Here is a 26,992-nt window from a genome sequence, read left to right as displayed (position 1 = left end):
CGAGGACCTTCCATGGCTTCCGCCAAGAACCAGAACTCCCCCGCCAACGCCCGCCGCGCCAAGCTGGAGGAGGCCCGCCGCAAGGAGCGCGCCCGTGAGCGCCGGGGCCGCCTCATCACCATCGGGGCGTCGGTCGCCGTGGTCGTCGCGCTGGTCGCCGGAGGCGGCTATCTCGTGTACCAGGCGAACGAGAAGGACGAGAAGGAGGAGCAGGCCAAGAACTCCCCCGTCTCCGGTGAGCGCACGTGGAAGGACCTGACCCAGAACCACGTGGAGAAGAAGGTCGACTACCCGATGAACCCGCCCGTCGGCGGTGACCACAGCCAGGTCTGGATGAACTGCAACGCGGACGTCTACACCGAGGAGATACCGAAGGAGAACGCCGTGCACTCGCTGGAGCACGGCGCGGTCTGGGTCACCTACAGCGAGAAGGCCTCGGACGCGGACGTCAAGGCGCTCACGGAGAAGGTGAAGGCCACCCCGTACTCCCTGATGAGCCCGGTCAAGGACCAGAAGGACCCGCTGATGCTCAGTGCGTGGGGCAAGCAGGTCACGGTGGACAGCGCCTCCGACTCCCGGGTCGGCCAGTTCTTCAGCAAGTACGTCCAGGGCCCGCAGACGCCTGAGCCGGGCGCCGCCTGCACCGGTGGGCTCGACAAGTGACCTCCGCGAGGAGCCCGTTCTCCGCCACCCGCCGGATGGTGCTCGCGGGCGCCGCCGTGCTGCTGCTCGCGGTGGGGCTGGTGGCGCTGATGGTCGTACGGCCGTCGGCGGCGTCCCCGTCCGCGAAGGCGGCGCTCTCCGCTCCGGCAGAGGGGTCGGCGGACGCGGGGTTCGCCCGGGACATGGCGATCCACCATCAGCAGGCGGTGGAGATGTCGTTCATCGTGCGTGACCGCACCGATGACGAGGACGTACGGCGGCTGGCGTACGACATCATCAACACCCAGGCCAACCAGCGCGGGATGATGCTCGGCTGGCTGGACCAGTGGGGCCTGCCCAAGAGTTCGGCGAAGCCCCCGATGGCGTGGATGGGTCACACCGTCAAGCCGACCGGTGACGGTTCGCTGATGCCGGGCATGGCCACCGACGCCGAGCTGGCGGCCCTGAAGGCGGCCGACGGCAAGGCGGCCGAGGTGCTGTTCCTGCGGCTGATGACCGTGCACCACCGCGCCGGTGTGGACATGGCGCGGGCGGGCGCGGAGGCGGCCGGGACGGACGTCATCCGGAATCTGGCGGAGGGTATGGTCCGCGGCCAGCAGTCCGAGATCGGGCTGATGGCGGACCTGCTGAAGGCCCGGGGCGCGAAGCCCTGAGGCACCGGGCGGCCCCTCCCGGAGTTCGCGGAGGGGGCCGCCCGGTTCCGTGCTGCCCGGCGTGCCCGCCATCGCATAGGCTCGGCGACGATATGAAGAGCATCCTCACTCCGCTGGGGCCCAAGGCCGACAAGGACACCGTGCGACGGCACAATCTGAGCCTGGTACTGCGAGCCGTGCGGGACGAGGGCGAGAGCGGTGAGGCGACCCGCGCCGGAGTGGCCGCGCGGGTCGGGCTGACCCGGGCCGCGGTCTCCTCGCTCGTGGAGCAGCTGATGGACAGCGGCTTCCTCACCGAGTCGGGCAAGACGTTCAGCGGGCAGGCCGGGCGCCCCGGCACCGCGCTCAAGGTGGCTCGCACCGGCCCGGCCGGGCTCGGTGTGGAGATCAACATCGATTACGTCTCGGTCTGCGTCGTCGACCTCGCGGGCACCGGCCGGGTCCGGCAGACCGAACACCTCGACAACCGGGGCGCGCCCGCCGACGAGGTCCTCGCCCGGGCGGCCGCGATCGCCGCGCGGACCCTCGACTCGGCGCGCGAGCAGGAGCTGCGCCCGGTGGGCGTCGCGCTGGCGCTGCCCGGTCTGGTCTCCGGCGGAGCGGTGCGGCAGGCCCCCAACCTCGGCTGGAACGAGGTCCCGGCGCAGGATCTGTTCGGCGACGCGCTCACCGCACTGCGTCCCGGGCATGCGGTGCTGCCGGTCGCCTCGGAGAACGAGGCCAATCTCGCGGCCCTGGCCGAGCTGTGGTTCGGCGGCCTCGGTGACGTGCGCAGCTTCCTGTATCTGACCGGTGAGATCGGGGTCGGCGGCGCGCTGGTGCTCAACGGTGAACTGCTGCGGGGGGCGCATGGGTTCGCCGGGGAGATCGGGCATGTGGTGGTGGACCCGGACGGGCCGGAGTGCCGGTGCGGTTCGCGGGGCTGCCTGGAGCAGTACGCCGGTCAGCGCGCGCTCCTGCGGGCGGCCGGGGTCGACGGGCCCGGGGCCGGCGGCGGCTCCGGCGTGCTGGAGCTGGAGCGGCGCGCGCGGGCCGGGGACGAGCGGGCGGTGGCGGCGGTCGCCGAGGCGGGGCGGATGCTGGGCCGGGTGGTGTCGGGGGCGGTGAACCTGGTCGACCCGGACGCGGTGGTGCTCGGCGGGATCTACCGGGGGCTGATGCCGTGGCTGGCGCCCCCGGCCGACGAGGAGCTGACCGGCCGGGTGGTGTCGGGGCTCTGGTCCCCGGGCAGCGGCCGGCTCCGCGCGTCGTCGGTGGCGGGGGACGCGGCGCGGGGAGCGGCGGCGCTGGTGGTGCAGGACGTACTGGACGACCCGGTGGCGTACGCGGGGGCGGCGGGGGTCTGAGGCGAGGGCCCCGGGGAGCCTGGCGCGGGCCGGCCGAGGGGCGCCCGGGCCCAGGAGGGCCGCCGGGCGCCCGGGTGGCTTCGAGGCGGTCGGGCCCCACGGATCAACCGCTGGGCCCGGCGAGCCTCAAGCCCGACGGGCCCAGAAGGGCCGCCGGGCGCCCCCGTACCGTCAGCGCACCGCGAGCAGGTGGTCCATGGCCAGCTGGTCCAGTGCCTCGAAGGCCATGCCGCGCTCGGCGGCGGCGTCCACGTCGAACTCCTCGTACGCCGTGCGGTCGGCGAGCAGCCCCGCGAGGCCGTCCGTCACCGTCGGGCGCGCCAGCTCGTCCAGACGGGAGGCCCGGAGCGCCTCCCGCACCGCGGGGTCGGCACGGAAGGCCGCCGCGCGCTCCTTGAGGATCAGGTAGTTGCGCATGCAGCCGGCGGCCGAGGCCCAGACGCCGTCGTAGTCCTCGGTGCGCGGGGGCTTGAAGTCGAAGTGGCGCGGGCCCTCGTAGCCGCTCTCCAGCAGGTCGACGAGCCAGAACGCCTGGCGCAGATCGCCCGCGCCGAAGCGGAGGTCCTGGTCGTACTTGATGCCGGACTGACCGTTCAGGTCGATGTGGAAGAGCTTGTCGGCCCACATGGCCTGGGCGATGCCGTGCGGGAAGTTGAGCCCGGCCATCTGCTCGTGCCCGGTCTCGGGGTTGACGCCGACCAGCTCGGGGCGCTCCAGGCGCTCGATGAAGGCGAGGGCGTGGCCGATGGTGGGCAGCAGGATGTCGCCGCGCGGCTCGTTCGGCTTGGGCTCGATGGCGAAGCGGAGGTCGTACCCCTGCTCGGTGACGTACTCGCCCAGCAGGTCGAAGGCCTCCTTCATCCGGTGCAGGGCGACGCGTACGTCCTTGGCCCCGCCGGACTCCGCCCCCTCGCGGCCGCCCCAGGCGACGAAGGTGGTGGCGCCGAGTTCGACGGCGAGGTCGATGTTGCGCAGGGTCTTGCGGAGTGCGTAACGGCGTACGTCGCGGTCGTTGGCGGTGAACCCGCCGTCCTTGAAGACCGGGTGGGTGAAGAGGTTCGTCGTCACCATGGGCACGACCATGCCGCTCGCGTCGACCGCCTGCCGGAACCGCTTGACGATCGCCTCGCGCTCGGTGTCGCCGGAGCCGAAGGGGATCAGGTCGTCGTCGTGGAAGGTCACGCCCCAGGCGCCCAGCTCGGCGAGCCGCTGGACGGACTCGACGGGGTCGATGGCCGCGCGGGTGGCGTCGCCGAAGGGGTCCCGGCCCTGCCAGCCCACGGTCCACAGGCCGAAGCTGAACTTGTCCTCGGGGGTGGGGGTGAAGCGTTCCGTCATCGTCGTCCGACCGCCTTCGCCTGCCGTCGGGGGCCGGGCCGGAGACCCGGCACCCCTATTTGTTCAGTGTCATGACTAATCATGCACACGGTCTCCGTCCGGCGTAACCCCCTGGTCGGTGGCGAGTCCGACGGAGGCCTGTTCCCCAGGCCGCGGATCACGTAATTTGTTCGCGGTACAGCCGAATGAGCCCCACCCGCCGGACCGCACCAGCCCCAGCCGCCACCCGAAAGAGGCCGCCCATGTCGTCACGTACCGTCGTCATCGGCGTGGACAGCTCCACCCAGTCCACCAAGGCCGCCGTGATCGACGCCGTGACCGGCGAACAGCTCGCGGTGGGCCGCGCCCCGCACGTCGTGAACGGGGAGAGCGGCGCCCGGGAGAGCGACCCGGAGGTCTGGTGGCAGGCGCTGGGCGACGCGGTGGCCGCCGGGCTGAAGGAGTCCGGCCTGCCGGCACGCTCGGTGACCGGGATCGCGGTGGCCGGACAGCAGCACGGGCTCGTGGTGCTGGACCGCTCGGGCCGCCCGCTGCGGCCGGCCCTGCTCTGGAACGACACCCGTTCCGCCCCGCAGGCCGCCGCCCTCACCGCGAAGCTCGGCGGACCGGACGCGTGGACCGCGCGCACCGGTTCCGTGCCGGTCGCCGCGATCACCGCCTCCAAGTGGCAGTGGCTGCGCGAGAACGACCCGGACGCGGCGAAGGCCGCCGTGGGCGTACGGCTGCCGCACGACTTCCTCACCGAGCGCCTCGCGGGCGTGGCGGCGACCGACCCCGGGGACGCCTCCGGCACCGGCTGGTACGCCACCGCGACCGGCGGCTACGACCCCGAGCTGCTGGACCTCCTCGGCCTGGACCCGGCGCTCCTCCCCGAGGTCGCGCCCACCGGCGCCACCCGGGTCGGCTCGCTGACCGACGCGGCGGCCGGGGCGCTGGGGCTGCCCACCGGGATCGCGGTGGCGGCCGGGACCGGCGACAACATGAGCGCGGCCGTGGGCCTCGGTCTCGGCGGCGCCGGGCTGCTGGACCACCCGGTCCTCTCCCTCGGCACCTCCGGCGTCGTCTTCGCGGCCTCCCGCACCCGCTCCACCGCCCCGGAACTCTCCGGATTCGCCGCCGCCGACGGCACGTACCTCCCCCTGGCCTGCACCCTCAACTGCACGCTCGCCGTGGACAAGGTGGCTTCCCTGCTCGGCCTGCACCGCGAGGACACGGTCCCCGGCGGCGAAGCCGTGCTCCTCCCCTACCTCGACGGCGAACGCACCCCCGACCTGCCCACCGCATCCGGGCTCCTCACCGGCCTGCGCCACGACACCACCCCGCAGCAACTCCTCGGCGCCGCCTACGAAGGCGCGGCCGTGACCGTGCTGCGCGCCCTGGACACGTTGCTACGGGCCTGCGGCCTGGACCCCGACGCCCCCGAGGTCGCCGCCCGCCCGCTGCGGCTGATCGGCGGCGGGGCGCAGGGGCGGAGCTGGGTGGAGACGGTGCGCCGGCTCTCGGGCCGCCCGGTCGTCATCCCGGCGGGCGGCGAACTGGTGGCCCTGGGCGCGGCCGCGCTCGCCGCGTCGGCGGCGGGCGGCGGGGATCCGGTGGCGCTGGCGACCTCCTGGGGCGCGGGTGATACGGGCAGTCAACTCGACCCCCAGGAGCGGGACATGGAGACCTGGCAGCGGGTCACCTCGGTGCTGGACCGGGCCTCGGAGCCGCTGCTCGGCGGCTGACGGATGAGCCTGGGGCGGTCGCCGACGACCCCGGTTGGGAATGCGAACTGATTTTCCATAGGATCCGGCGATGATCACAAGAAATCGGCTGACGACCGGGGTGTGCATAGCGCTGGCCACCCTGGCCGCCGGGCTCGGCTCCGTGCTCCCCGCAGCCGCCGACGAACCACCGGCCGCACCCGCCCCCAAGGTCGAGTTGGTCCTCGACGTGAGCGGCTCCATGCGCACCCGCGACATCGACGGCCAGTCCCGGATGACCGCCGCCAAGCAGGCGTTCAACGACGTCCTGGACGCGGTGCCCGAGGGGGTCCACCTCGGCATCCGCACCCTGGGCGCCGACTATCCGGGGGACGACCGCAAGGTCGGCTGCAAGGACACCGAGCAGCTCTACCCGGTCGGCCCGCTGGACCGTACCGAGGCCAAGACCGCCGTCGCCACCCTCGCCCCCACCGGCTGGACCCCGATCGGCCCCGCGCTGCTCGGTGCGGCCGACGACCTCGAAGGCGGTGAGGCCACCCGCCGGATCGTCCTCATCACCGACGGCGAGGACACCTGCGGACCTCTCGACCCGTGCGAGGTGGCCCGCGAGATCGCCGCGCGCGGCACCCACCTGGTCATCGACACCCTCGGCCTGGTGCCCAACGCCAAGATCCGCCAGCAGCTCACCTGCATCGCGGAGGCCACCGGAGGCACGTACACCGCCGTCCAGCACAAGGACGACCTCTCGCGCCGGGTGAAGCAGCTGGTGGACCGGGCCGCCGAGCCGGTCGTCACCCCCGTCGCCACCGAGGGGGCCGACAGCTGCTCCGCCGCGCCCAAGCTGGAGCCGGGCCTCTACACCGACCGCCAGGAGATCGGCGAGCACCGCTGGTACCGGGTCGATGTGCTGCCCGGTCAGGAGCTGCGCGCCTCGGTGAGCGTGGCGGCGGACCGTGCCGTCGACAACGACTACGGCATCCTGCTGCGCGCGGTGACGGAGGCCGGACGCGAGATCGTCCGGGGCTCGGAGTCCGGCACCGGACGTACGGATGTGATCTCTTCCGGCCTGCGCTACCCGAAGGCCGAGACCGAGGACGGCGACGACGGCAGCGGCAAGCCCGCCGCCGAGGCGGTCTGCCTCCAGCTCTCCCACGCCTTCTCCGCGCCCGCCTCGGTGAAGCGGACGCCCGGCCTGCCGGTGGAGCTGACCGTGGACCTGGTGGACGGACCGGACCAGGCGTCCGACGTGGCGGCCTTCGGCCTCGGCCGCGGCTGGTGGCTGCTCGGCGTCCTCGTCCTCACCGGACTGGTCGCGGGCCTGCTGACCGGCTGGATCACGCGCTGGCGCATCGCCGTATGGAGGACCAACTGATGGTGACGACGACATCCCGCCGCACCCGCGGCGCGCGCGCGTTCGCCGGGGCGCTGCTCGCCGGGCTGACCCTGTTCACCTCGGCCGGCGCGGCCGTGGCCGACGACCCGTCGGCGAGCGCGAGCCCGGCCGACGAGGGCGCGGACCCCACCGAGGCCGGCACCACCTTCCGCACGGCGACCGCGCTCCGGCAGGGGCAGAGCGGCACCGCGCAGGCGTCGGCGGGCGACTACCTGTACTGGGTGTTCCCCGCCGACATCGGCCAGCGCGCCACCGTCCGGGCGACGGTGAAGTTCCCCGGGGGCGAGGCGAAGCGGTCGGGCTCGGCCTGGCAGATCGACGTGTACGACGGGCTGCGCCGCCGCCAGGCGTGCCAGTACGGGCACCAGACCAGGAAGGCGGCGGCCGACGCGTCGTCGGTGGAGCTCTCCTGTGTGCTGCGCACCGTACGGTCCTGGTCCGAGCCGTGGGCGAACGACCCGCTGCCCGGCAGCTACTACGTGCGGCTGACCGTGGTGAACCTCCCGGCCGACGACCTGGGGCTGCCGTTCGAGGCCGAGGTGCGGGCCGACTCGGTGGACCAGGGCGGCGCGCACCACGTGGGCGGCTCCCTCGCCGAGCCGCTGGTGCCGGGGATCTCGGCGACCGCTGCGTCAGCCGCGCCCAGGGCGTCGGCCGGTGAGCCGGAGGACGGCTGGGCCTCGGGCTGGTGGACGACCCGCTGGCTGTGGACGGTCGGCGGCGGAGTGCTCGCCGCGCTCGCGGCCGTGTTCGGCTACTCGCTGACGCGGGGCCGGGGCCGCCCGGCGCACGTGCCGCACGGAGTCTGAGGGACATACGCCCGGGTGGCGGCCTCCCCGCCCCTCGAAGATCCTGAACGGGACCGCTTCGAGACGGGGAGGCACGACCGGTGTGGCAGTTCTTCGCGGACAACCCGTGGGTGACCGTGTTCGCGGTGATCACACTCGGCGCGCTGCTCGGCATGGTGCGCTTCGGCCCGGTACGGCTGGGGGCGGCAGGTGTCCTCTTCGTCGGCCTCTTCGTGGGGGCGCTGGACGAGGACATCGCCGCCGCCGTACCCGCCGGGGTCTCGGCGCTGGGTCTGGCCCTGTACGTCTACACGGTCGGCCTGGAGTCGGGCCCCGCGTTCTTCCGTGAACTGCGCGGCCAGCTGGCGGTGATGGCGGGGGCGGTCGTGGCGCTCGCCGTCACCGCCGGGGTGGTCGGCCTCGTCGGACACAGCTGGTTCGGCATCAGCGGCCCGTTCCTGGCGGGCGGGTACGCGGGCATCGGCACGACGACCCCGGGCCTGGCCGCCGCCCAGGACGCCTCGGCCGACCCGACGCAGCCCGCTGTCGGGTACGCCATCGGCTACCCGCTCGCCGTGGTGATCACGATCATGTTCGTCTCGGCGATCGCGGCCCGCCGCCACTGGGCCGCACGCCGGGACCCCGACTCGGGCCTCCCCGCCACGCTCATCACCCGTACGGTCCAGGTGTCCCGGGAGACCCGCTGGTCCGACATCCCCTCGGTGGCGGCGCACCGGGTGCTGGCCAGTGAGTACCGCCCCGCCGGAGCCACCACCCGGGTCGCCCGGGAGCTGGACCGCCTCTCCCCCGGCGACCAGGTCGTCCTGGTGGGCGGCGAGGACGACGTACGGACGGCGACGCAGGCGCTCGGAGCACTCGCCCCGCGCCACCTGCTGGACGACCGCAGCGCGGTGGACTACCGGCGGGTCCTGCTCACCAACCCGGACCTGGCCGGTCACACGGTCGCGGAGCTGGGCCTGGGCGAGAAGTACGGGGCCGTGGTCAGCCGGGTCCGGCGCGGCGACTTCGACATGCTCGCCCACGACGACCTGCTGCTCCAACTCGACGACCGGGTACGGGTGGTGATGCCGCGCGAACGGACGGGCGAGGTCACCGCGTACCTGGGCGACACGGAGGCGAAGGTCAGCGAGGTGAGCGCGGTCAGCCTGGGGCTCGGCCTGGCTCTGGGCTTCCTGATCGGCATCCCCTCCCTCACCCTCGGCTCCACCACCCTGGCCCTGGGCACGGGCGCCGGTCCGCTGGTGATGGGCATGGTCCTGGGCTGGCGCCGCCGCACGGGGCCCCTCGTCTGGACCCTGCCGACCCGCGCCAACCTCACCCTGCGCCAGATCGGCCTGCTGCTCTTCCTCGCCGTGGTGGGGCTCACGTCGGGCTACTCGTTCCGCGAGAACGCCTTCTCGCTCTTCGGCCTGAAGCTGGTGGCCGTACTGGCGATCGGCGCGGTGGTGAGCTACTCGCTCATGGTGCTGATCGCCAAGGGCCTGGGCCAGAGCCGGGAGCGCACGATGGGGCTGCTCTCGGGCTATGTGGGCAACCCGGCGATCGTGGCGTACGCCAACAGCCGGGCGAGCGACAGCCGGATCAACAACGGCTACTCGACGCTGTTCGCGCTGGCCATCCTGGTCAAGATCGTGTGTGTCCAGCTGATCGTGGGGCTGTGAGCGGGCCGGTGATCACCGCGTAGGAGGCTCAGCTCTGTGCGGTGTCGTCGCCCGTCTGTCCGGCGCCCTCGGCCGTGCCCGCCTTCTCGCGCATCTTGCGCACCAGCTCCGCCTTGCGGTCGGCCGCGCTCTGACGGTCGAGGTTGCGGTGCGGGCCGTTGTTCTGCCGTTCGGCGCGGGACTGCCGCTTGCGCTGGCCGCCGCCCTGGCCGATGGGGTTGTTGATGTTCTTGCTCACGGTCATGGGCTCTCCCGGTGGGTGACGTGCGGTGATCCACGGATGCGACGCCGGGGGCGTCAGCAGGGGCCCATCACGCTCTCACTCGTCCATCGGCGCCTGGAGGAACACGGGGAGGACGTTACCTGGTCCACGAGGAGTGCTCGGACCGCCCTCGTCGCAACCGTACGGTCAGCTGCTGCTCCGGCATCGCGCCTGCCCGTCCTCGGCGCAGAGCGGCGGGAGCGGCCACGACGGACGTGACCGCTCCCGGAAGGTCTCGGCCCTGCTCGCTCAGTGGCGCTCGGGCAGGTCGCGTTCGGCGGGCAGCGGGGCGTGGTCAGGGGCGCCGGAGGGCGCCGTGGAGCGAGCGGTCGGGGCGGGTGCCGGCTTCCTGCCGCAGAAGGCGGCCTCCAGGGTGCCGCCCAGTGCGGTGTTCGCGGCGCCGCGGTTGGAGGTATTGGCCAGCGCCGCCAGGCTGCGGCGGCCGTCGCGGGTGGCGAAGGCGTAGGTGTAGAAGCCCTGGACGGTGCCGGTGTGCCCGTACACCCGGGTGCCGCAGGACAGGTCGTAGCGGCGCAGACCGAGGCCGTAGAACCGGGTGCCGGTGGCGTCCGTGGGCGTGACCGTGGTCATCGCCTCCAGCATCGCCGGGGCGAGCAGCCGGCCGCGCATCAGGGCGCTGGTGAAGGTGTTGAGGTCGGCGGTGCTGGAGATGACGGCGCCCGCGGACTGCGCCCAGGACACGGTCTGCTCGGTGGAGTCGACGAGCGGGGCCCCGGCCTCGTCGGGGTGCAGATAGCCACGGACGTGGGTGCCCTCGATGCGCGTGTCGGGGTGGACGTACGCGGTGGCGCGCAGCCCCAGCGGCTTGATGATGCGACGCTGGTAGGCGTCGGCCACCGGGCGCCCCGTCAGCTTCTCGATGAGCATGCCGACGACGACGAAATTGGCGTTCGAGTAGGCGTAGGCGGCACCGGGCTCGGTGGTCCGGGGCTCGGCGAGGGAGAGGTCGAGCAGTTCCTGGTAGCTGAACACCCGGTCGCGTACCGCTTCGAAGCCCGGCACGGTCTGTTCGAACATGGCGTCGGTGTAGTCGGCCAGGCCGCTGCGGTGGGTGAGGAGATGGCGGACCGTGATCCGGTCGTCGGGCAGGAGCCCTTCGAGATAGGTGTTGACCGGCGCGTCCAGTTTCAGCCGGCCCTCCTGGACCAACTGGAGCAGCACGACGCTGGAGAACGTCTTGCTGACGCTGCCGATCCGGAACCGCGCCCGGGTGTCCATGGCCGCGCCCGACGCCCGGTCACGGACGCCGACGGCCTTCCCCCTGACCCCGTCCGGGCCGGAGTAGCGGGCCATCGCACCCGGTGCCCCGTTGGCCATCGCCGACTCCAGTGCGGCCACGATGCCGGCCATGTCGGGTGCGGGTGTCCGGGTACCGACGGTGGCGGGGGCCGCGGAGGCGCTGGTGGTGGGCGTGAGAGCGCCGGCGAGAGCGGCGATCAGCGCCGCACTCACGGTCAGACGTCTGTGTGGCGGCAAGGGCATGGTCATCCTCGGTTCTTCTTCGCGGAGAGGGCAGGGTTCCAGGGGCACCGGCAGGTCACCACCAGTCGACGCCGTTCTTGGTGGCGCAGCGGACGACGCCGTTGGTGGCGAGCGAACCGCAGACCCGGAACTGGTAGTCGGGGTCCGTGCTGGTGCGCTTGAAGGGAGTCGTCAGGCTCTGGCCGTGGCTCTGGACGGTGAACGGTCCGCACTGGAGCCAGGGGCGGACGGGCCATTCGGGCCTGCCTCCGTCGTCCCACCCGGCGGCCCGCCAGTCCATCCAGACCTTGTCGCCCGGACGGGTGGGGCCGCTGATCTTCCCGAAGCTGATCTGCTGACCCCCGTACACCCCCTTCTCCAGGGTGATGACGACGCCTCCGCCGAGGTCCAGGAGCCGAGGCTTGTCGGTGTCGCCGGAGGCGTTGTCCGGGTGGTCGCGGAAGCCCCGGGCGCCGCCCGTACAGTCCGGAGCGGCGGCCTGCGCCGGGGCGGTGGGCCCCGTGAGGGCCAGGCCGGCCGCGAGGGCGCATACGGCGGTGAGAGAGGTGAGCACCGAGCGCGGTGTACTCATGTCGCAGATGTCCTTTCGGTGATCGGGGGGCGCGGCGTGAGCCGCGCGGGACCCGCACGTACGTCAACGAGCCCTTGCCGCCGGAGTCTCTCCGTACCTGTGCGGTCTCCCCGTGGGTCAGGACGGCCCCGTGGTCCGCCCCGGAGCAGATCGTGGCGGGAGCGCGCTGTGCCGGGCCATGGGGAGAAGTGCGTATGGACAGCGGGAGGCTACGGTGAGGAGGCACACACACGGGGACATCGGGGGACGTCGTCATGGCGGATCGGTACGCACGCATGCTGGACCTGGCGGTCGAGGTGATGAGCACCGAAGCCCCTGACTCCGTCTGGCCGTTGCTCACCGGGGAACTGCTCACGGCACTCGACGGGGAGCTGATCGTGGTCAAGGAGGTGCCCTGGACACGAGAGCGGGGCAGCGTGGTGATCCGGACCCCCAGAACTCTGCCGCCGGCCGATACCGACGCCGACTCGGTGCAGGCTCACATCCGTTCGGGGTATCCCTTCATCGACCGGTACGGCGTCAGCGCCGACTGGACGCCGCAGAGCGCCGCACGGGTGGTGGGGGCGCGGACCTGGCGGAACAGTCCGACCGCCGACGCCCTCCACCAGGCGTTCGGGACACGGCACGTGTTCGGCCTGCCGCTGCCGCAAAGGGGCGCGCACGTCAGCGGGTTCCTGGTGCACCGCTCCGGCGGCGACTTCTCCCGGCACGACGAGCGCTACGCCGTACGCGTCCAGCCACTGCTCAAGGCCGCGATGGCCCACCGGTCCCTCTTGACGGCGCTGTGCGCGTCCTCCGGCAGCGACGGCAGACGGCAGGCCAACCACGCGCTGGCGGCCCCGCTGACACCACGCGAGACGAATGTGCTGCACCTGCTGGCCACGGGACTGACCGCCGAGGGGATCGGACGCAGGCTGGGCATCTCGCCGCGCACCGTCCACAAGCACCTGAACGCGCTGTACCGAAAGCTCGGGGCCGCGGACCGGCTCAGCGCGGTGCTGCGTGCCCAGGACGCGGGCCTGCTCCCCGGGCCGGCCGAACCGTCCGGCGCGGACGCCGACGGATCGGCATGACGGGACTGTCGCACCCGGCGGAAAATCTGCCCCCATCTCCTGTTCGAATCCCGGTGGCGAGTACGACTACTCTCGACAACTCGCGTACTCCACAAGGCTGCTGACGGATTTCAGCCACGCCGGTCCGACGCCCTGGCGGAGTGCCGCCCTCATCACGTTCGATGAGGTTCGAACGTTGCGCGCCACTGTGGCGCGCCCCAGGGAGCGGAGTCCTTTCGATGTCCACGCAGACCGGCCCGGCAGTCGGCACCTCCTCTCGCGGCCATGAGTTCGTACCGGGCCCCAAGGGGCTGCCGCTGCTCGGGAACCTGCCGCAGTTCGGGAAGAACCCCCTCGCCTTCTTCGAACTCCTGCGGGGGCACGGGGACATGGTGCGCTGGCGGTTCGGGCGCAGTCGGTGCGTGTTCATCTCCGACCCGGAGTGCATAGGCGAGCTGCTCACCGAGACGGAGCGCACCTTCGACCAGCCGAAGCTCGGCGTCGCCTTCCGGGCGGTGATGGGCAACGGGATCATCGTGGCGCGCGGCCGGGACTGGCGGCGCAAACGGTCGCTGGTGCAGCCCTCGGTGCGGCCCAAGCAGGTCAGGTCGTACGCCGCCACCATGGCGTCCTCCGCGGTGGAGCTGGCCGACGCGTGGGCGGACGGTGAACGCGTCGACGTCAAGCGGGAGATGGCGGCCCTGACGCAGAAGATCGCGGTGCGCACCATCTTCGGCGTGGACACCCCGGCGGACTCGGAGGCGATGGGCCGGGCGATGGATGTGGCCCAGCTGGAGATCGGCAAGGAGTTCGCCGGGATCGGGGCGCTGCTGCCCGACTGGGTGCCGACGCCCGGGCGGGCGCGGATCAGGAAGGCCGCCGCCGTGATCGACTCCGAGGTGGGCCGCGTGGTGGCCCGGCACCGCGACGGTGGGACCGAACGCCCGGATCTGCTCAGCCGGTTGCTCACCGCGGTCGACGAGAGCGGTGAGCGGCTCAGCGACGAGGAGATCCGCGACGAGACGGTCACCCTGTACATCGGGGGCCACGAGACGACGAGTTCGACCCTGGTGTGGGCGTGGTATCTGCTCTCCCGCAACCCGCGGGTGCGGGCCGCGCTCTCCGAGGAACTGGACCGGGTGCTCGGCGACCGGGAGCCGGGCTTCGACGACTACGCCCGACTCCCCTACGCCCAGGCCGTGGTGAAGGAGACCTTGCGGCTGTATCCCACGATCTGGCTGATCACGGGGGTGGCGAAGGAAGGGGCGCGGATCGGCGGTCTGCCGGTAGCGGAGGGGACCCGGGTGTGGTCCAGCCAGTGGTCCACGCACCGGGACGCGCGGTGGTTCCCCGAGCCGGAGGAGTTCCGCCCGGAGCGGTGGGACGCCACGAGCGGGGACGAGATCGCCGAGTACGCGTGGTTCCCGTTCGGCGGCGGGCCCCGGGTCTGCCTGGGGACCCGGTTCGCGATGGTCGAGTCGGTGCTCATCCTGGCCGTACTGGCCCGGCGCTTCGAGCTGGACGTCGAGCCGGGCGTCGTCGACCCCGTACCGAGCCTGACCCTTCAGCCGGACCGGGATGTGCTGGCGACGGTGCGCGCGCGGTAGCCGGGAGGAGAGGGGACGCCGCCCCGCGCGCGGGGCGGCGTCCGGCCCGTCACCCCTTGGCCAGCCACTTCTTCCAGACGTCCGGGTGGCGGTCGATCCAGCGCTTCGCCGCCTCCTCGGGCGAGAGCCGCTGCCGGGCGATCAGCTCGGAGACCTCGTTCTGGTCCTTCTCCGACCACCGGAACTTCTTCAGGAACGAGGCCGCGTCCCCGCCGCGCTCCACGAAGTCGGCGTTGAGGAACTTCTGCAACGGGGTCGTCGGGTAGGCGCAGTCGATGTCCTTGGGGTCCTTGGCCGCGCACTCGTCGGTGTACTCCGGGAGCTTCACCTCGACCATCGGCACCTCGTTGAACAGCCACTGCGGCTGGTACCAGTAGCTCAGGAAGGGCTTCTTCTCCTTGGCGAACTGCTGGATCTGGGTGATCTGGGCCGCCTCGGAGCCGGCGAAGACGACCTTGTAGTCCAGGTCCAGGTTCTTCACCAGGGCCACGTCGTTGGTGACATAGGAGGGCGAGCCGTCCATGAGCTGGCCCTTGCCGCCGCTCTCGGCGGTCCTCAGCTCGTCGGCGTACTTGTTGAGGTTCTTCCAGTCGGTGACGTCGGGGTGCTGGTCGGCCCAGTATTTCGGGACGTACCAGCCGATGTGGCCGGTGACCCCGAGGTCGCCGCCGCGGACGATGGTCTTCTTCTCGTCGACGTACAGCTTCTCCTGGTCCGGGTGGCCCCAGTCCTCCAGGATCGCGTCGACGCGGCCCTGGCTGAGGGCGTCCCAGGCGGGGACCTCGTCGGTCTGCACGAGGTCGACGCGGTAGCCGAGCTCGTCCTTGAGGAGCTGCTCGGCCACGGCGACGTTCGCCTGGGCGCCGACCCAGGACTGGACGGAGAGCGTGACCGTCCTGACCCCGGCGGGGGCCGCGAACGGGGATGCCTGCTCGGTCATGTCGGCAGCGCCGCAGCCCGCCGTGGTGAGCAGGGCGGTGGCCGAGGCGAGCGCCACGAGCAGGCGGGTTCGGGAGCGGTTCATCTCAGCTCTCCTGTCGCTGGCGGCGGGTGGTGGGCTGGGTGACCCGGTCGAGCATCAGGCCGAGGCAGACGATCGCGGCTCCGGCGACCAGCCCGGTGGCCAGGTCGCCCTGGGCGAGGCCGAAGACGACGTCGTAACCGAGTGCGCCCGATCCGACGAGTCCGCCGATGATGACGACGGCGAGGACCAGCACGACCGCCTGGTTGACCGCGAGCAGCAGGGAGGGCCGGGCCAGCGGGATCTGGACCTGGCGCAGCTGCTGGCCCGGGGTGGCGCCGAGCGAGCGGGCGCACTCCATCGCGGCCGGGTCGACGCCCCGCAGCCCCTGGGTGGTGATGCGGACGACGGCGGGCAGCGCGTAGACGAGCGCCGCGGCCGCTGCGGGGGCACGGCCGACGCCGAAGAGGGCGACGACGGGGATCAGGTAGACGAACTGCGGCATGGTCTGGAAGACGTCCAGGACCGGTCGCAGCAGCCGCTCCAGGCGTTCGCTGCGCGCCGCGCCGATCGCGATGCCGAAGCCCAGGACCAGGGTGACCGCCACGGCGGCGAGGACCTGGCTGAGGGTGTCCATCGACGGCTCCCAGACGCCCAGGACGCCGATCGCGGCCATGGCGAGGACGGCGGTGGCGGCGGTGCGCCAGGTGCCGATGGTCCAGGCGAGGGCGGCGACGACGAGCAGCACCGACCACCAGGGCAGCCCAGTGAGTCCGCTGCGCAGCGGGTTCAGGACGCCGCTGGTGAAGTGGGAGGCCAGGTCGGCGGTGCCGCCGACGACCGGCACGCCGGTGTAGAGGTGGTCGACCATCCAGTCCTTGGCGGTGTTCACCGGTCCGGCGATCGCCACGGTCGTGTCGTCGGGCCAGACCCGGCCGTCGGTGAGCCGCCCGACGAAGGCGACGGCGGCCGTGACCACGGCGGCCAGGGTCCAGCCGCGCCAACCCCTCAGCAGGGCCGGGCCGGTGGGCTCGGTGCCGAGGCGGCGGCCCGCGGCCTCGGTCGTACGGTCCAGGACGACGGCCAGCAGCACGATCGGGATACCGGCGGCGAGGGCGGCGCCCACGTCGACGGAGGAGAGCGCCTGGTAGACCCGGTCACCGAGGCCGCCCGCGCCGATCACCGAGGCGATGACGGCCATGGAGAGCGCCATCATGATGGTCTGGTTGAGGCCGAGGAGCAGCTCCTTGCGGGCCAGCGGCAGCCGGGCCGTGAGCAGCCGCTGCCGTCCGGTCGCGCCGAGCGAGGCGACGGCCTCCATGACTCCGCCGTCCGCACCGCGCAGGCCGAGCGCGGTGAGCCGCGCCATCGGCGGAGCCGCGTAGACGACGGTGGCGAGAACGGCCCCGGGCACGCCGATGCCGAAGATCAGCACCACGGGGAGCAGATACGCGAAGGCGGGCAGCACCTGCATGGTGTCCAGCACCGGGCGCAGCACGCGGAACGTGCGGTCGGAGAGCCCGGCGGCGAGGCCGAGGAGCAGTCCGAGGACGACGGAGGCGAGGACGGCCACGACCATCAGCGCGAGCGTCTGCATGGTCGGCACCCACATGCCGAGCAGCCCGCAGACCAGGAACGACACGGCGGCGGTGAGCGCGAGCCGGATGCCCGCGACCCGCCAGGCGACGGCGGCGGCGAACACGGTGACTCCGGCCCAGCCGAGGGCCAGGAGCACCAGGTAGACACCGCGTACGGAGAGCACGACGGCGTTGCTGATGTGGCCGAAGAAGTACAGGAAGAGCGGGTGGCTGTCCCGGTTGGAGACGATCCAGTCGGTGACGTCGCCGAGCGGTGCCGAGAGGTCGGCGGTGAGCGCGTCCGGCCAGATGCCGCCGCCCCAGCGGCTCTGGACGAGGGGGACGAGGATCACGGCGGCGAGCGCGAGGAGCAGCAGCTTCCCGGCGGCCGGGCGTTCGCGGAGGGCGGCCAGCGGTCCCCGGCGCGCGCCCGCTCGCGCGGGGCGGGCCGGGGTGGCCTGGGCGGTGGCCATCAGAGGGTCACCTCGCGGGGGCCGTCCGGAGCGCCGGGGGTGGTCGCCCTGCCGGGGCCCGCCGTCCCGGCCACGACGTCCAGCAGGCGTGCCTGGTCGACGACGCCGACGAGCCGGCCGCCGTCCATCACCCGGGCGGCGGGATCGCCGGAGCGGGAGACCGCCTCGATCGCCTCGTACACGGTGGCGTCGGGGCGCACGGCCGGGCCGCTCTCGCTCTCCCCGGCGAGCGCGGGGCGCATCGCGGTGGCGACGGTGAGGACCTGCTCGCGCGGCACGTCGCGGACGAACTCGCGCACGTAGTCGTCGGCGGGCGAGCCCACGATCTCCTCGGGCGTGCCGAGCTGGACGATGCCGCCGTCGCGCATGAGCGCGATCCGGGTGCCCAGGCGCAGCGCCTCGCTGAGGTCATGGGTGATGAAGACCATGGTGCGGCCCTCCTCGCGGTGCAGCCGGACCACCTCGTCCTGCATCTCCCGGCGGATCAGCGGGTCCAGCGCGCTGAACGGCTCGTCGAAGAGGAGGACGGAGGGGTCGACGGCGAGTGCGCGGGCCAGGCCGACGCGCTGCTGCTGGCCACCGGAGAGCTGGGAGGGGCGGCGGTCCTCCAGACCGGCCAGGCCGACCTTCTCCACCAACTCGGCTGCCCTGGCGCGGCGTTCGGCCTTGCTGAGGCCCTGGATCTCCAGGCCGTAGGCGACGTTGTCCAGCACCGTGCGGTGCGGCAGCAGTCCGAAGTGCTGGAAGACCATCGCGGCGCGGTGGCGGCGCAGTTCGCGGAGCCGGGAGCGGTCCATGGCGAGGACGTCCTCGCCGTCGATGGCGAGGGTGCCGCTGGTGGGCTCGATCAGCCGGGTCAGACAGCGTACGAGGGTCGACTTGCCGGAGCCCGACAGGCCCATGACGACGAAGACCTCACCCTTGCGGACGTCGAAGGAGACATCGCGTACGGCAGCGGTGCAGCCGGTGGCCTCGCGCAGTTCGGCGGGCGGGAGGGAGGCGTGCTCGCTGCCGGGGATGCGGTCGGCCCTGGGGCCGAAGACCTTCCAGAGGTTGCGTACGGAGAACACGGCGTTCTCGTCGGCTGCCTCGACTGCGGCCTCGGTGGCCTTGGTTGCGGTCATCGGACATCACCTCCGGTGCTGGTACCGGTGACCGGGACGGCGTCACGCGCCTGGTCGCCCAGGAGTTCGGCGCACTTCTCGCCGACCATGAGGACTCCGATCATCGGGTTGACTGCGGGCATGGTCGGGAAGACGGACGCGTCGGCGATCCGGATGGACTCAAGGCCGCGGATGCGCAACTGCGGGTCGACGACGGCCTCCTGGTCGTCGGCGGCGCCCATCTTGCAGGTGCCCGCCGGGTGGTAGACGGTGTGGGCGACCTTGCGCGCGTACTCGCTGATCTCCTCGTCCGAGGTGACCTCAGGGCCGGGGCAGACCTCGCGCTTCAGCCAGTGGGCCAGCGGTTCGGTGGCCGCGATCTTCCGGGCGAGCTTGATGCCGTCGACCAGGGTGCGGCCGTCGTGGTCGTCCTCGTCGGTGAAGTAGCGGAAGTCCAGGGCCGGCTTGGCCTCGGGGTCGGCGCTCGTGAGGTAGAGACGGCCCCGGCTGCGCGGCTTGGGGATGTTCGGCGTCATCGAGACCCCGTGCTCGGGCTTCTCGTAGCCGAGCCGCTCCGGGTTGTCGGTGAACGGGATCTGGTAGAAGTGGAACATCAGGTCCGGGCCCCGGGATCCGGGGTCGCGGCGGACGAAGAGTCCCGCGTCGGAGTCCATCGCGGAGTTCTCCGGGATGGGCCCGTCGGTCTCCCAGACGATGACGGACTCGGGGTGGTCCAGCAGGTTCTCGCCGACGCCCGGAAGGTCGTGGCGCACCTCGATGCCCAGCGCCTCCAGGTCCTCGCGCGGACCGATCCCGGAGTGCAGCAGCAGGCGCGGGGTGTCCACGGCGCCCGCGCAGACGATGACCTCGCGGGCGGCGCGCAGCAGGATCTCCTCGCCGTCCTTCGTGCGGACGTGGACGCCGGTGGCGCGGGTGCCGTCGAACTCCAGCCGGTACGCCCAGGTCTCCAGCAGGATCGTGAGGTTGGGGCGGTCACCGGCCTCGATGTGCGGGTGGAGGTAGGCGACCGAGGCGGAGGAGCGCTTGTTGTTCTCGGGGTGGTAGGCGAGGTCGAAGAAGCCGGCGCCCTCGTGGAAGGGCGCGCTGTTGAAGCTGTCCACGCGCGGGACCCCGGCGGCCGCCTGGGCGGCGTCGACGAAGTCGCGGGCGATGGCGTTGCGGTCCTTCTCGTCGACCGGGACGATGTTGTTGCGCAGCCTGGCGAAGTACGGGTCCATCGCGGTGGCGCCCCAGCCCTCGGCGCCCGCCTCGGCCCACTCGTCCCAGTCGCCGGGCAGCGGCTTGAAGCTGATGAGCGTGTTGTGCGAGGAGCAGCCGCCGAGGACCCGGGCCCGGCTGTGCCGGATGTGGGAGTTGCCGCGCGGCTGCTCGGTGGTGGGGTAGTCGTAGTCGAGGTCGCCGCCGAGGAGGCCGAGCCAGCGGCGCAGGGTGAGGACGTCGTCGCGGTCGATGTCGGTGGGACCGCCCTCGATGACCGTGACGGTGGTGTCCGGGTCCTCGGTGAGCCGGGAGGCGATGACCGATCCGGCGGTGCCGCCGCCGACGATCACGTAGTCGGCCATGGGGCCGTCGGGGTCGGGGACCGCGGTGCTGCGGGGGGTGGGAGGCATCGGTCACTGCTCCTTCTGCAAGGTTCGTGCGTGTGCGTGGTGCTGCGAACAGCCGGACGGGGCCCCGGGGTCCGGTCGTTCCGGGGCCCCCGCAGGTGTCAGCCGGCGAACCAGCGCTGGGGGCGCGGGTTGAGGTTCTGGTAGATGTGCTTGGACTCGCGGTATTCGGCGAGTCCCGTCGGGCCCAGCTCGCGCCCCGTACCGGACTTGCCGAAGCCGCCCCACTCGGCCTGCGGGAGGTAGGGGTGGTAGTCGTTGATCCAGACGGTGCCGTGGCGCAGCCGTCCGGCGACCCGGCGGGCCCGGCCCGCGTCCGTGGTCCAGACGGCGCCGGCGAGGCCGTAGTCGGTGTCGTTGGCCAGGGTGATGGCTTCTTCCTCGGTACGGAAGGTCTCGACGGTGAGGATCGGGCCGAAGGTCTCCTCGCGGACCACCTTCATCTCCCGGTGGCAGCCGTCGAGGACGGTCGGCCGGTAGAAGTAGCCGCCTTCGGGGCGTACGTCGCCGGGCTCGGGGCGTTCGCCGCCGGCCCGGACGATGGCACCCTCCTCGCGGGCGGAGGCGACGTACGCCTCGACCTTGGCGAGCTGCTGGGCGGAGACGAGCGGGCCGCACTCCACGCCGTCGAGGGTGCCCCGGCCGAGGCGGATGGCGTCGGCGCGGCGGGCCAGCTCGGTGACGAAGCGCTCGCTGACGGTGTCCTGGATGATCAGACGGGCGCCGGCGGAGCAGACCTGGCCGCTGTGGAAGAAGGCGGCGTTCAGGGCCTGGTCGACGGCCGTGTCGAAGCCCTCCTCGGTGGCGCAGGCGTCGGCGAAGACCACGTTGGGGTTCTTCCCGCCGAGCTCCAGGGCGACCTTCTTCACCGTCGGCGCGGCTGCCTGGGCCACCTTCGTACCGCTGGCGAGGCCGCCGGTGAAGGAGACCAGGTCGACGTCGGGGTGCTCGGAGAGCCGGGCGCCCACCGGGTCACCCGCGCCCGTGACGAGGTTGGCGGCGCCGTCGGGCAGCCCGGCCTCGGCGAGGAGCTTGATCAGGTGGACGGTGGAGAGCGGGGTGACCTCGCTGGGCTTGAGCACGAAGGTGTTGCCGGCGGCGAGGGCCGGGGCGATCTTCCAACTGGCCTGGAGGAGAGGGTAGTTCCAGGGGGCGATCAGGGCGCAGACGCCGACGGGCTCGTGCACGACGATGCTGTGGACGTCGGGGTCGCCCGCGTCGACGACCCGGCCGCCGCTCTCGTTCATCACGAGGTCGGCGAAGTAGCGGAAGGCGTTGGTCACGTCGTCGACGTCGACCCGGCCCTCTTCGAGGGTCTTGCCGGTGTCGCGGCTCTCGGTGATCGCGATCTCCTCGCGGTCCCGCTGGAGCAGCTCGGCGACCCGGCGCAGCAGCCCGGCCCGCTCGGCGACGGGCTTGTGCGGCCAGGGGCCGTCGTCGAAGGCGCGCCGCGCCGCCGCGATCGCCGCATCGGTGTCCTCGATGCCGCCCTCGGCGACGACGGCCAGGACGGTGGCGTCGGCGGGGTCGAGGATCTCGCGCGTCGCGCCTGATCCGGCGGCCCGCCAGGTGCCGTCGATGTGGATGGTGCTGAGCGCCGACATGTCGTTTTTAGCCTTCCGTACCCGAAATGCCCTCGCCGGTTCGGCCGAGGGCGTCCTGCGCGGTGGACCGGGGTACGGCCACACCAGCGGTCGGAGCCCCTCCCCGGTTCGGCGGAATGTATGCCAAGAATTTCACTCTGCGTGATGCAGCTCACTGGTGAGGCGTGCTCGGGAGGTGCGCCGGGTCGCTTTCCGGCGGAAGTGGCGGGACCGGTTCGCAGGAACGCCCGGCCCCCCTCACGGACGAGCCCTGCGGGCACCGCCGCCCGGAGCACCCTGCCCAGAGCCGCGCCGGGATCGGCGGCGTACACGTCGCTGAACCACGCCATGCCGGCCCCGGCCCCGGCCGACCCGGCGGGGTGCCCGTCGCCCCGCTCCCGGTACCGGTCCGGCACCGCGCCCACGGGCAGGACGGTCACCTCCATGGGGCGACCGCGTGCGGCGTCGGCCAGGAGCGCGGCCGTGGTGGAGCGGTGCGGGCCAGGGCGAGGAAGCCCGCCCGGGACGGCATACGGGGCGGCGCGGCTGCCGGGCCTCAGCCCAGCAGCACCGGGAAGGCGGCCATGTCGTTCTGCGTCATCACCGGCAGCTTGGTGATCTCCGCGTCCGGGATCGCGAGCCGCAGTCCGGGGAAGCGGGCGAAGAGCGCGGGGAGGGCCACGGCCGCCTCGACGCGGGAGAGGGCGGCGCCGGGGCAGATGTGCGGGCCGTGGCCGAAGGTCATGTGGCGGTTGCGGGTGGCACGGGTGACGTCGAAGGCGTCGGCGTCGGCACCGTGCTGTTCGATGTCGCGGCCGATGGTGCGGTAGGAGATGACGACCCCCTCGCCCTCCTTGATCACGGTATCGCCGATGGTGATGTCCTCGGTGGCGAACCGCATCAGGAGGTGGGTGATGGGGGTGTCCCAGCGCAGGGTCTCCTCGATCACCGCGTCCCAGCCGACCTCGCCGGCCAGCACCGCCGCCAGCTGGTCCGGGTGCGAGAGCAGCGCGCGTACGGCGTTGAGGATGAGCCCGATCGTCGTCTCGTGCCCGGCGGCGACCATCGCCTTCAGGTTGCCCACCACCTCCTCCTCGGTGAGCGGCTCGCCACCCTCCTCGGCGAGGATCAGCGCGCTGGTGAGGTCGTCCGTCGGGTGCGCGGTCTTCTCGCGTACGAGATCGGTGTAGAAGATGTCCAACTCGGCCAGCAGCGCGAGGCGTTCGTCCTGCGGGGTGAGCATGGAGAAGAACGCCTTGTACTGCCGGGTCAGCATCGCGTGCTGGGACTCGTCGACGCCCATCAGCATGCCGACCACCTTCATCGGCAGCGGCTGGGCGAAGACCGCCTTCAGGTCGACGACGCCGTCCTCACCGCGCGCCGCGTCGAGGTTGTCCAGCAGCTCCTCGGTGAACTTCTCGATGGCCGGGCGGATCGCTTCGAGCCGCCGGGGGGTGAGCGCCTGGGAGGTCTTGGTGCGCAGCCGCCGGTGCTCGGCCCCGTCCACGGTGAACATGGAGCGCCCGGCGTCGATCATGCCGATCAGCGGCCAGTCACGTGTCACCACTCCGCTCCGCCAGAGCCCCCAGGTGTCGATGTCCTTCACCAGCCGGGGATCGACGAGGAGTTGGCGGGCCTCCGCGTGCCGGGTGACCGTCCAGGCGGGGACGCCGAGCAGTTCGATCCGGGCGAGCACACCGGCGTCGCGCAACCGCACGGTCTCCCCGTCGAGGTCCTGGACCATGGGGTCGATGGTGATGACCCCGGCGCCCCGGTCGGCCTGGGCGGCTGCGGCGTGCGGGCAGTTCACAACGCGTCTCCTGTCGTGCGTACGGGGGTGAAGCGGACGGGGAGCGCGGTCATCCCGCGCAGGAAGGCGGAGGGCCTGCGCACCAAATCCTCGGCTGGGACGGCCAGTTCGAGGTCAGGGAGCCGGTCCAGGAGGACCTCGATGCCGGTACGGGCGATGATCTCGGCGATCTCCTGCGCGGGGAAGGGGCAGCGGTACTCGCCGTGGCTGAACGCCATGTGGGCGTTGTTGCCGCCCCGCCCGGAGCGGACGACCAGGTCCGTGACCTGCTGCCGGATGTGGGGGTCGCCGTTGGCGGCGCCGAGGCCCAGGAGCAGCATGTCGCCACGGACGATGTTCTGTCCGCCGAGCCGGGCGTCCTGCGAGGCCCACCGCCCGGCCAGGATCTGGGTCGGGGCGTCCTCCCAGAGCACCTCGTTCATGGCCTCGGCGACGCTGTGCCGGCCGCCGGAGAGCGCGTCGGCGAACTGGTCCTCGGTGAGCATCAGCCGGGTCGAGTTGCTGATCCAGTCGGCGGTGGGCAGGTGCCCGGCGGCCGTGACGGCCATGAGGTCGAGGGCGTACTCCTCGTCGGTGAACTGCTCGGGGTGGGCGAGCATCCGCGAGGTCACGTCGTCCCCGGGGTTCGCCCGCTTGGCCGCGACGAGCCGGTGCATGTGCTCGCCGAAGCGCAGGTGGGCCTTCTGCGCGCCGGGCCCGCCGTCGGCCAGGTCCTTGAGCACCTGGGCGATGCCGGCACCCTCCTCGTCGGGGAAGCCTACGAGCCGGGCGAGGACGAGGACGGGTAGCGGGTCGGCGAATTCGGCGACGAGGTCGGCGGTGCCACGGCTGCACACGGCATCGATGAGCCGGTCGGCCAACTGCTCGCAGTGCTGCCGGATCTCGAAGGGGTCGGCCGCTTCGAGGGCGGGCACGACCATCTCGGCGTGGCGGCGGTGCTCGGCCCCCGCGGTGAAGTAGATGGACGGCATGGGCGTGCCCACCATGGGCAGCAGCGGCCAGTCGGCGGGGATGTTCTCCCACTGGTTCCACAGGGAGACGTCCCGGGGGTACAACTCCCCGTCGCTGGTGACCTGGTGGAGTTCCCGGTAGCCGATCACGAGCCAGGCGGGGAAGCCGCCGGGCAGTTCGACCGGGACGACGGGGCCGTGGTCGCGCCGCATGGAGCGGTAGAGCGCCTGGGGTTCGGTGTGGAAGCCGGGCCCGCTGAGCGGAACGGCTCCCGTGCCGTGGCCCAGGGGACAGCCACCGCCTCCACCGGCCGGGGGCACGGGCGTGGCGGACGAGGGCTTCGTCATCGTACGGACTCCAGTGGCGACGGCTTCGCGCGTTGCGACCATACGATCAACGCGGCACCACTATAAGGAGGTTCGGTGAACCGAAGGGGCTGAACCGCACCCTTTTCTGCTCGCTCCTGGCCGCCTCGACCCACTGCGGCGACCGTTCTCATATGACATCTGCGCTGGTTTGATCACAAGATCGACACGGACTCGCCGCCTCCGCTTCAGTGACCGTAGCCGGAGCCGTCTCCGGACGCGCGACCGCCTCCGCTTCAGCGCCCGCCGCCCGACGGCTCGGTGAACGCCACCCGGACCTGCCACCGGCCCGTCCGCAGCGTCAGACCGTCCGTGAGGTCCTTCGCCCGTTGCCCACCGGTCATCCAGAGATTGACGGCCGACCCCAGCAGGACCGGATCGAGGAGGGGCCGCCGCTCGCCCCAGGAGCGTTCCGTGCGGGCCTCCAGCCGGCGCCCGCCGCGCAGCCGGACCAGGCAGCGGGTCTCGTCCAGCCGCGCCACCAGGACGTTGAGGTTCTCGTACCGCACCGCCGCGTCGGCCGCCCAGTCCAGGGCCGCCACCTCCGCGTCCGCGACCGTCCGGGCCAGCACTTCGGCCGCGTGCGGCCAGTGGGGATGGTTCTCCTCGGTCGTGACGGCGTAGAAGCCGAGGGCCTCGGTGTGGTGCCCGGCCACCAGGGGCCGGCGCTGGAGGCCGACGACTCCTCCGGCCTCATGGACACCGGTCACGTCGTACGCCGTCGCGGCCGTACGGCGGACGGGCTCGGGGTCCGGTACGGGCAGCGGCTGCGGGGGTGCGTCCGGCACCCCGACCCCTCGTCCCGCGAGGAACGCGTACATCCGGGCCCGGGTCACCTCTCCGGAGGTGTCGACCGAGGCGAGCTGGCGGTCCACGACGGGCCGCAGCCCCGCCGGGTCGTGGAGGCGGGCCGCCGCCAGCAACTGCGCGTACACATCACCGTCGGGATCCAGCCGCGGCGCGCCCCGTCCGAACGCGGCGGCGGGCGAGGCCGGGTCCAGCTCGTCGAGACCGGTGGCGGCGAGCAGGGTGACGCGGTCGGCGGCGGCCGAGTAGAAGGTCGTACTGCCGTGGTCGCCGACCACCCAGTCACTGGCCACGACGGCAGCGCGCCACCCCTCCTCCGGCGGGATGATCATGAGTCCCGCGTCCATCGCTGCACCCAACCGCTCCAGGACGCCGGGGCGGGTGTGCCGGGCCCACACGTTGGGGTGGAAGACGGCCGCCACGGCGAACTCGTCCGCCGGGAGCGAGGTCACCAGCCGCAGGGGCAGCTCCGGATGGCGGCCGAGGAGCGAGTGGCCGCTCCAGGTGGAGTGGATGACCACCAGCCGGCGCCCGTCGACCGCGCCGAGCCGCGAGCGGTAGCGGTCCCGGCGGGACATGCTCACGATGATCCGCTGGAAGCACCAGTCGCCGACGGCCAGGGCGTACGGGACGGCCTCGGGACAGGTCTCGGCGAGCCGGTCGATCTGTGCCTGGTGCGAGACGCCGATCGCCTCCGGGACGACCTTCCCCCGCCACATCAGCTCCCGCCGGGACAGCCCTGCGGGGGACAGCGCGTCGCCCGTCGACTCGGTCACCAGCCGGTTGTACCCGGCGCCGTGCGGCAGCACCATCAGCGGGGCGTCGAGCCGGCGCATCGTCGGGTGCACCGAGCAGCTGACCGCCAGGTCGAAGCGGCGCCGGGTGGCCTCCTTCCAGCTCAGCACCTGGACGCCGAGCCCGGCGAGATAGGAGTCGAGCCCGTCCGCGAACGCCGATCCGGGGTTGACGGTGAAGAACTTGTCGATCCCGTCCTCGGGCCGCAGCAGGTGCATGACGTCCACCAGCCGGGTGGCCGAGGTGAGCGTCCGCGCCACCCCGAGCACGGCCGCCTTCGGTGCGTTCCAGGTGTTCCACCGTTCGTGGCCGGGCCGGGCGCCACGGCGGAACCGGGCGTACGGACGGCTGAGCGGCGACGGCACCGAGGACAACGCG

The 26,992-nt window shown here is 72.6% G+C and carries 21 protein-coding genes; 9 read left to right on the top strand and 12 right to left on the bottom strand.

Annotation, left to right across the window (positions count from 1 at the left end; genetic code table 11):
- Positions 1-12: 12 nt before the first annotated feature.
- The 3 genes from D6270_RS29460 (at position 13) to D6270_RS29450 (ending at position 2,662) form a co-directional block, all read left to right on the top strand.
- Positions 13-663: a thioredoxin-like domain-containing protein gene (locus D6270_RS29460; RefSeq protein ID WP_109162664.1), complete on the top strand. Its 651-nt coding sequence runs from the start codon at positions 13-15 to the stop codon at positions 661-663.
- A gap of 35 nt (positions 664-698) precedes the next feature.
- Positions 699-1,316: a DUF305 domain-containing protein gene (locus D6270_RS29455; protein WP_109167221.1), complete on the top strand. Its 618-nt coding sequence runs from the start codon at positions 699-701 to the stop codon at positions 1,314-1,316.
- A 92-nt stretch (positions 1,317-1,408) separates the two neighbouring features.
- A complete protein-coding gene (locus D6270_RS29450) occupies positions 1,409-2,662 on the top strand; it encodes an ROK family protein (RefSeq protein ID WP_109162665.1) in 1,254 nt (417 codons plus the stop codon).
- 171 nt (positions 2,663-2,833) lie between these two features.
- Here the strand turns inward: D6270_RS29450 and xylA are convergent, their stop codons facing one another.
- Complete coding sequence (gene xylA, locus D6270_RS29445) at positions 2,834-4,000, bottom strand: xylose isomerase (protein WP_109162666.1); 1,167 nt, start codon at positions 3,998-4,000, stop codon at positions 2,834-2,836.
- Positions 4,001-4,242: 242 nt separating this feature from the next.
- Between xylA and xylB the strand changes: the two genes are divergently transcribed.
- The 4 genes from xylB to D6270_RS29425 all read left to right on the top strand — a co-directional run bounded on the left by xylB (position 4,243) and on the right by D6270_RS29425 (position 9,566).
- The gene (gene xylB, locus D6270_RS29440; protein ID WP_109162667.1) at positions 4,243-5,724 is read left to right on the top strand and encodes a xylulokinase; all 1,482 of its coding nucleotides are present in this window, start codon (positions 4,243-4,245) and stop codon (positions 5,722-5,724) included.
- 70 nt (positions 5,725-5,794) lie between these two features.
- Positions 5,795-7,075, top strand: a complete 1,281-nt coding sequence (locus tag D6270_RS29435) for a VWA domain-containing protein (protein ID WP_109162668.1) — start codon at positions 5,795-5,797, stop codon at positions 7,073-7,075.
- Positions 7,075-7,905, top strand: a complete 831-nt coding sequence (locus D6270_RS29430; RefSeq protein WP_109162669.1) for a hypothetical protein — start codon at positions 7,075-7,077, stop codon at positions 7,903-7,905. Before D6270_RS29435 ends, D6270_RS29430 begins: the two co-directional genes overlap by 1 nt.
- A gap of 80 nt (positions 7,906-7,985) precedes the next feature.
- Positions 7,986-9,566 (top strand): aspartate:alanine exchanger family transporter, encoded by a 1,581-nt coding sequence (locus D6270_RS29425; RefSeq protein ID WP_109162670.1) that lies wholly within the window; start codon positions 7,986-7,988, stop codon positions 9,564-9,566.
- A 28-nt stretch (positions 9,567-9,594) separates the two neighbouring features.
- On the opposite strand, the gene D6270_RS29420 is transcribed toward D6270_RS29425, so the two are convergent.
- The 3 genes from D6270_RS29420 to D6270_RS29410 form a co-directional block, all read right to left on the bottom strand.
- Positions 9,595-9,810, bottom strand: a complete 216-nt coding sequence (locus tag D6270_RS29420; protein WP_109162671.1) for a DUF6243 family protein — start codon at positions 9,808-9,810, stop codon at positions 9,595-9,597.
- Between the two features lie 267 nt (positions 9,811-10,077).
- Positions 10,078-11,331 (bottom strand): serine hydrolase domain-containing protein, encoded by a 1,254-nt coding sequence (locus D6270_RS29415; protein WP_109167222.1) that lies wholly within the window; start codon positions 11,329-11,331, stop codon positions 10,078-10,080.
- Positions 11,332-11,386: 55 nt separating this feature from the next.
- Entirely contained in the window at positions 11,387-11,902 is a 516-nt protein-coding gene (locus D6270_RS29410; protein ID WP_109162672.1) for a hypothetical protein, read from the bottom strand.
- A 254-nt stretch (positions 11,903-12,156) separates the two neighbouring features.
- Here D6270_RS29410 and D6270_RS29405 point away from each other — a divergent pair, with 254 nt between their 5' ends.
- Both D6270_RS29405 and D6270_RS29400 read left to right on the top strand, forming a co-directional pair.
- Positions 12,157-12,975, top strand: coding sequence for a helix-turn-helix transcriptional regulator (locus D6270_RS29405; protein WP_109162673.1), 819 nt, complete (start codon positions 12,157-12,159; stop codon positions 12,973-12,975).
- Positions 12,976-13,193: 218 nt separating this feature from the next.
- On the top strand, positions 13,194-14,561 hold the full coding sequence (locus D6270_RS29400) for a cytochrome P450 (RefSeq protein WP_109162674.1): 1,368 nt from the start codon (positions 13,194-13,196) through the stop codon (positions 14,559-14,561).
- Between the two features lie 49 nt (positions 14,562-14,610).
- On the opposite strand, the gene D6270_RS29395 is transcribed toward D6270_RS29400, so the two are convergent.
- The 8 genes from D6270_RS29395 to D6270_RS29360 form a co-directional block, all read right to left on the bottom strand.
- Positions 14,611-15,585 carry an ABC transporter substrate-binding protein gene (locus D6270_RS29395; RefSeq protein ID WP_109162675.1) on the bottom strand — a complete coding sequence of 325 codons (975 nt, stop codon included), beginning with the start codon at positions 15,583-15,585 and terminating at the stop codon, positions 14,611-14,613.
- 1 nt (position 15,586) lies between these two features.
- Positions 15,587-17,572: an ABC transporter permease gene (locus D6270_RS29390; RefSeq protein WP_109162676.1), complete on the bottom strand. Its 1,986-nt coding sequence runs from the start codon at positions 17,570-17,572 to the stop codon at positions 15,587-15,589.
- On the bottom strand, positions 17,572-18,696 hold the full coding sequence (locus D6270_RS29385; protein ID WP_109162677.1) for a quaternary amine ABC transporter ATP-binding protein: 1,125 nt from the start codon (positions 18,694-18,696) through the stop codon (positions 17,572-17,574). The genes D6270_RS29390 and D6270_RS29385 overlap by 1 nt, the downstream gene beginning before the upstream one ends.
- Complete coding sequence (locus D6270_RS29380) at positions 18,693-20,306, bottom strand: GMC family oxidoreductase (protein WP_109162678.1); 1,614 nt, start codon at positions 20,304-20,306, stop codon at positions 18,693-18,695. The genes D6270_RS29385 and D6270_RS29380 overlap by 4 nt, the downstream gene beginning before the upstream one ends.
- Before the next feature lie 98 nt (positions 20,307-20,404).
- Complete coding sequence (locus tag D6270_RS29375) at positions 20,405-21,907, bottom strand: aldehyde dehydrogenase family protein (RefSeq protein WP_109162679.1); 1,503 nt, start codon at positions 21,905-21,907, stop codon at positions 20,405-20,407.
- A 535-nt stretch (positions 21,908-22,442) separates the two neighbouring features.
- The gene (locus D6270_RS29370; RefSeq protein WP_109162680.1) at positions 22,443-23,696 is read right to left on the bottom strand and encodes a cytochrome P450 family protein; all 1,254 of its coding nucleotides are present in this window, start codon (positions 23,694-23,696) and stop codon (positions 22,443-22,445) included.
- Positions 23,693-24,994 carry a cytochrome P450 gene (locus D6270_RS29365; RefSeq protein WP_109162681.1) on the bottom strand — a complete coding sequence of 434 codons (1,302 nt, stop codon included), beginning with the start codon at positions 24,992-24,994 and terminating at the stop codon, positions 23,693-23,695. The genes D6270_RS29370 and D6270_RS29365 overlap by 4 nt, the downstream gene beginning before the upstream one ends.
- A 254-nt stretch (positions 24,995-25,248) precedes the next feature.
- Entirely contained in the window at positions 25,249-26,988 is a 1,740-nt protein-coding gene (locus D6270_RS29360) for a hypothetical protein (protein WP_109162682.1), read from the bottom strand.
- Between the last annotated feature and the right edge of the window lie 4 nt (positions 26,989-26,992).

It is taken from the genome of Streptomyces griseus subsp. griseus (assembly GCF_003610995.1).
GTDB lineage: Bacteria > Actinomycetota > Actinomycetes > Streptomycetales > Streptomycetaceae > Streptomyces.
This window is presented reverse-complemented; position numbering and strand designations above follow the sequence as displayed.

Bases quoted from the DNA above. Each gene is read 5' to 3' on its own strand.
- D6270_RS29460 (WP_109162664.1), top strand. From the start codon at position 13: ATGGCTTCCGCCAAGAACCAGAACTCCCCCGCCAACGCCCGCCGCGCC.
- D6270_RS29410 (WP_109162672.1), bottom strand. From the start codon at position 11,902: ATGAGTACACCGCGCTCGGTGCTCACCTCTCTCACCGCCGTATGCGCC.
- D6270_RS29380 (WP_109162678.1), bottom strand. From the start codon at position 20,306: ATGCCTCCCACCCCCCGCAGCACCGCGGTCCCCGACCCCGACGGCCCC.
- D6270_RS29390 (WP_109162676.1), bottom strand. From the start codon at position 17,572: ATGGCCACCGCCCAGGCCACCCCGGCCCGCCCCGCGCGAGCGGGCGCG.
- D6270_RS29385 (WP_109162677.1), bottom strand. From the start codon at position 18,696: ATGACCGCAACCAAGGCCACCGAGGCCGCAGTCGAGGCAGCCGACGAG.
- D6270_RS29375 (WP_109162679.1), bottom strand. From the start codon at position 21,907: ATGTCGGCGCTCAGCACCATCCACATCGACGGCACCTGGCGGGCCGCC.
- D6270_RS29435 (WP_109162668.1), top strand. From the start codon at position 5,795: ATGATCACAAGAAATCGGCTGACGACCGGGGTGTGCATAGCGCTGGCC.
- D6270_RS29365 (WP_109162681.1), bottom strand. From the start codon at position 24,994: ATGACGAAGCCCTCGTCCGCCACGCCCGTGCCCCCGGCCGGTGGAGGC.
- xylB (WP_109162667.1), top strand. From the start codon at position 4,243: ATGTCGTCACGTACCGTCGTCATCGGCGTGGACAGCTCCACCCAGTCC.
- D6270_RS29395 (WP_109162675.1), bottom strand. From the start codon at position 15,585: ATGAACCGCTCCCGAACCCGCCTGCTCGTGGCGCTCGCCTCGGCCACC.
- D6270_RS29405 (WP_109162673.1), top strand. From the start codon at position 12,157: ATGGCGGATCGGTACGCACGCATGCTGGACCTGGCGGTCGAGGTGATG.
- D6270_RS29430 (WP_109162669.1), top strand. From the start codon at position 7,075: ATGGTGACGACGACATCCCGCCGCACCCGCGGCGCGCGCGCGTTCGCC.
- D6270_RS29420 (WP_109162671.1), bottom strand. From the start codon at position 9,810: ATGACCGTGAGCAAGAACATCAACAACCCCATCGGCCAGGGCGGCGGC.
- xylA (WP_109162666.1), bottom strand. From the start codon at position 4,000: ATGACGGAACGCTTCACCCCCACCCCCGAGGACAAGTTCAGCTTCGGC.
- D6270_RS29415 (WP_109167222.1), bottom strand. From the start codon at position 11,331: ATGCCCTTGCCGCCACACAGACGTCTGACCGTGAGTGCGGCGCTGATC.
- D6270_RS29450 (WP_109162665.1), top strand. From the start codon at position 1,409: ATGAAGAGCATCCTCACTCCGCTGGGGCCCAAGGCCGACAAGGACACC.
- D6270_RS29455 (WP_109167221.1), top strand. From the start codon at position 699: ATGGTGCTCGCGGGCGCCGCCGTGCTGCTGCTCGCGGTGGGGCTGGTG.
- D6270_RS29400 (WP_109162674.1), top strand. From the start codon at position 13,194: ATGTCCACGCAGACCGGCCCGGCAGTCGGCACCTCCTCTCGCGGCCAT.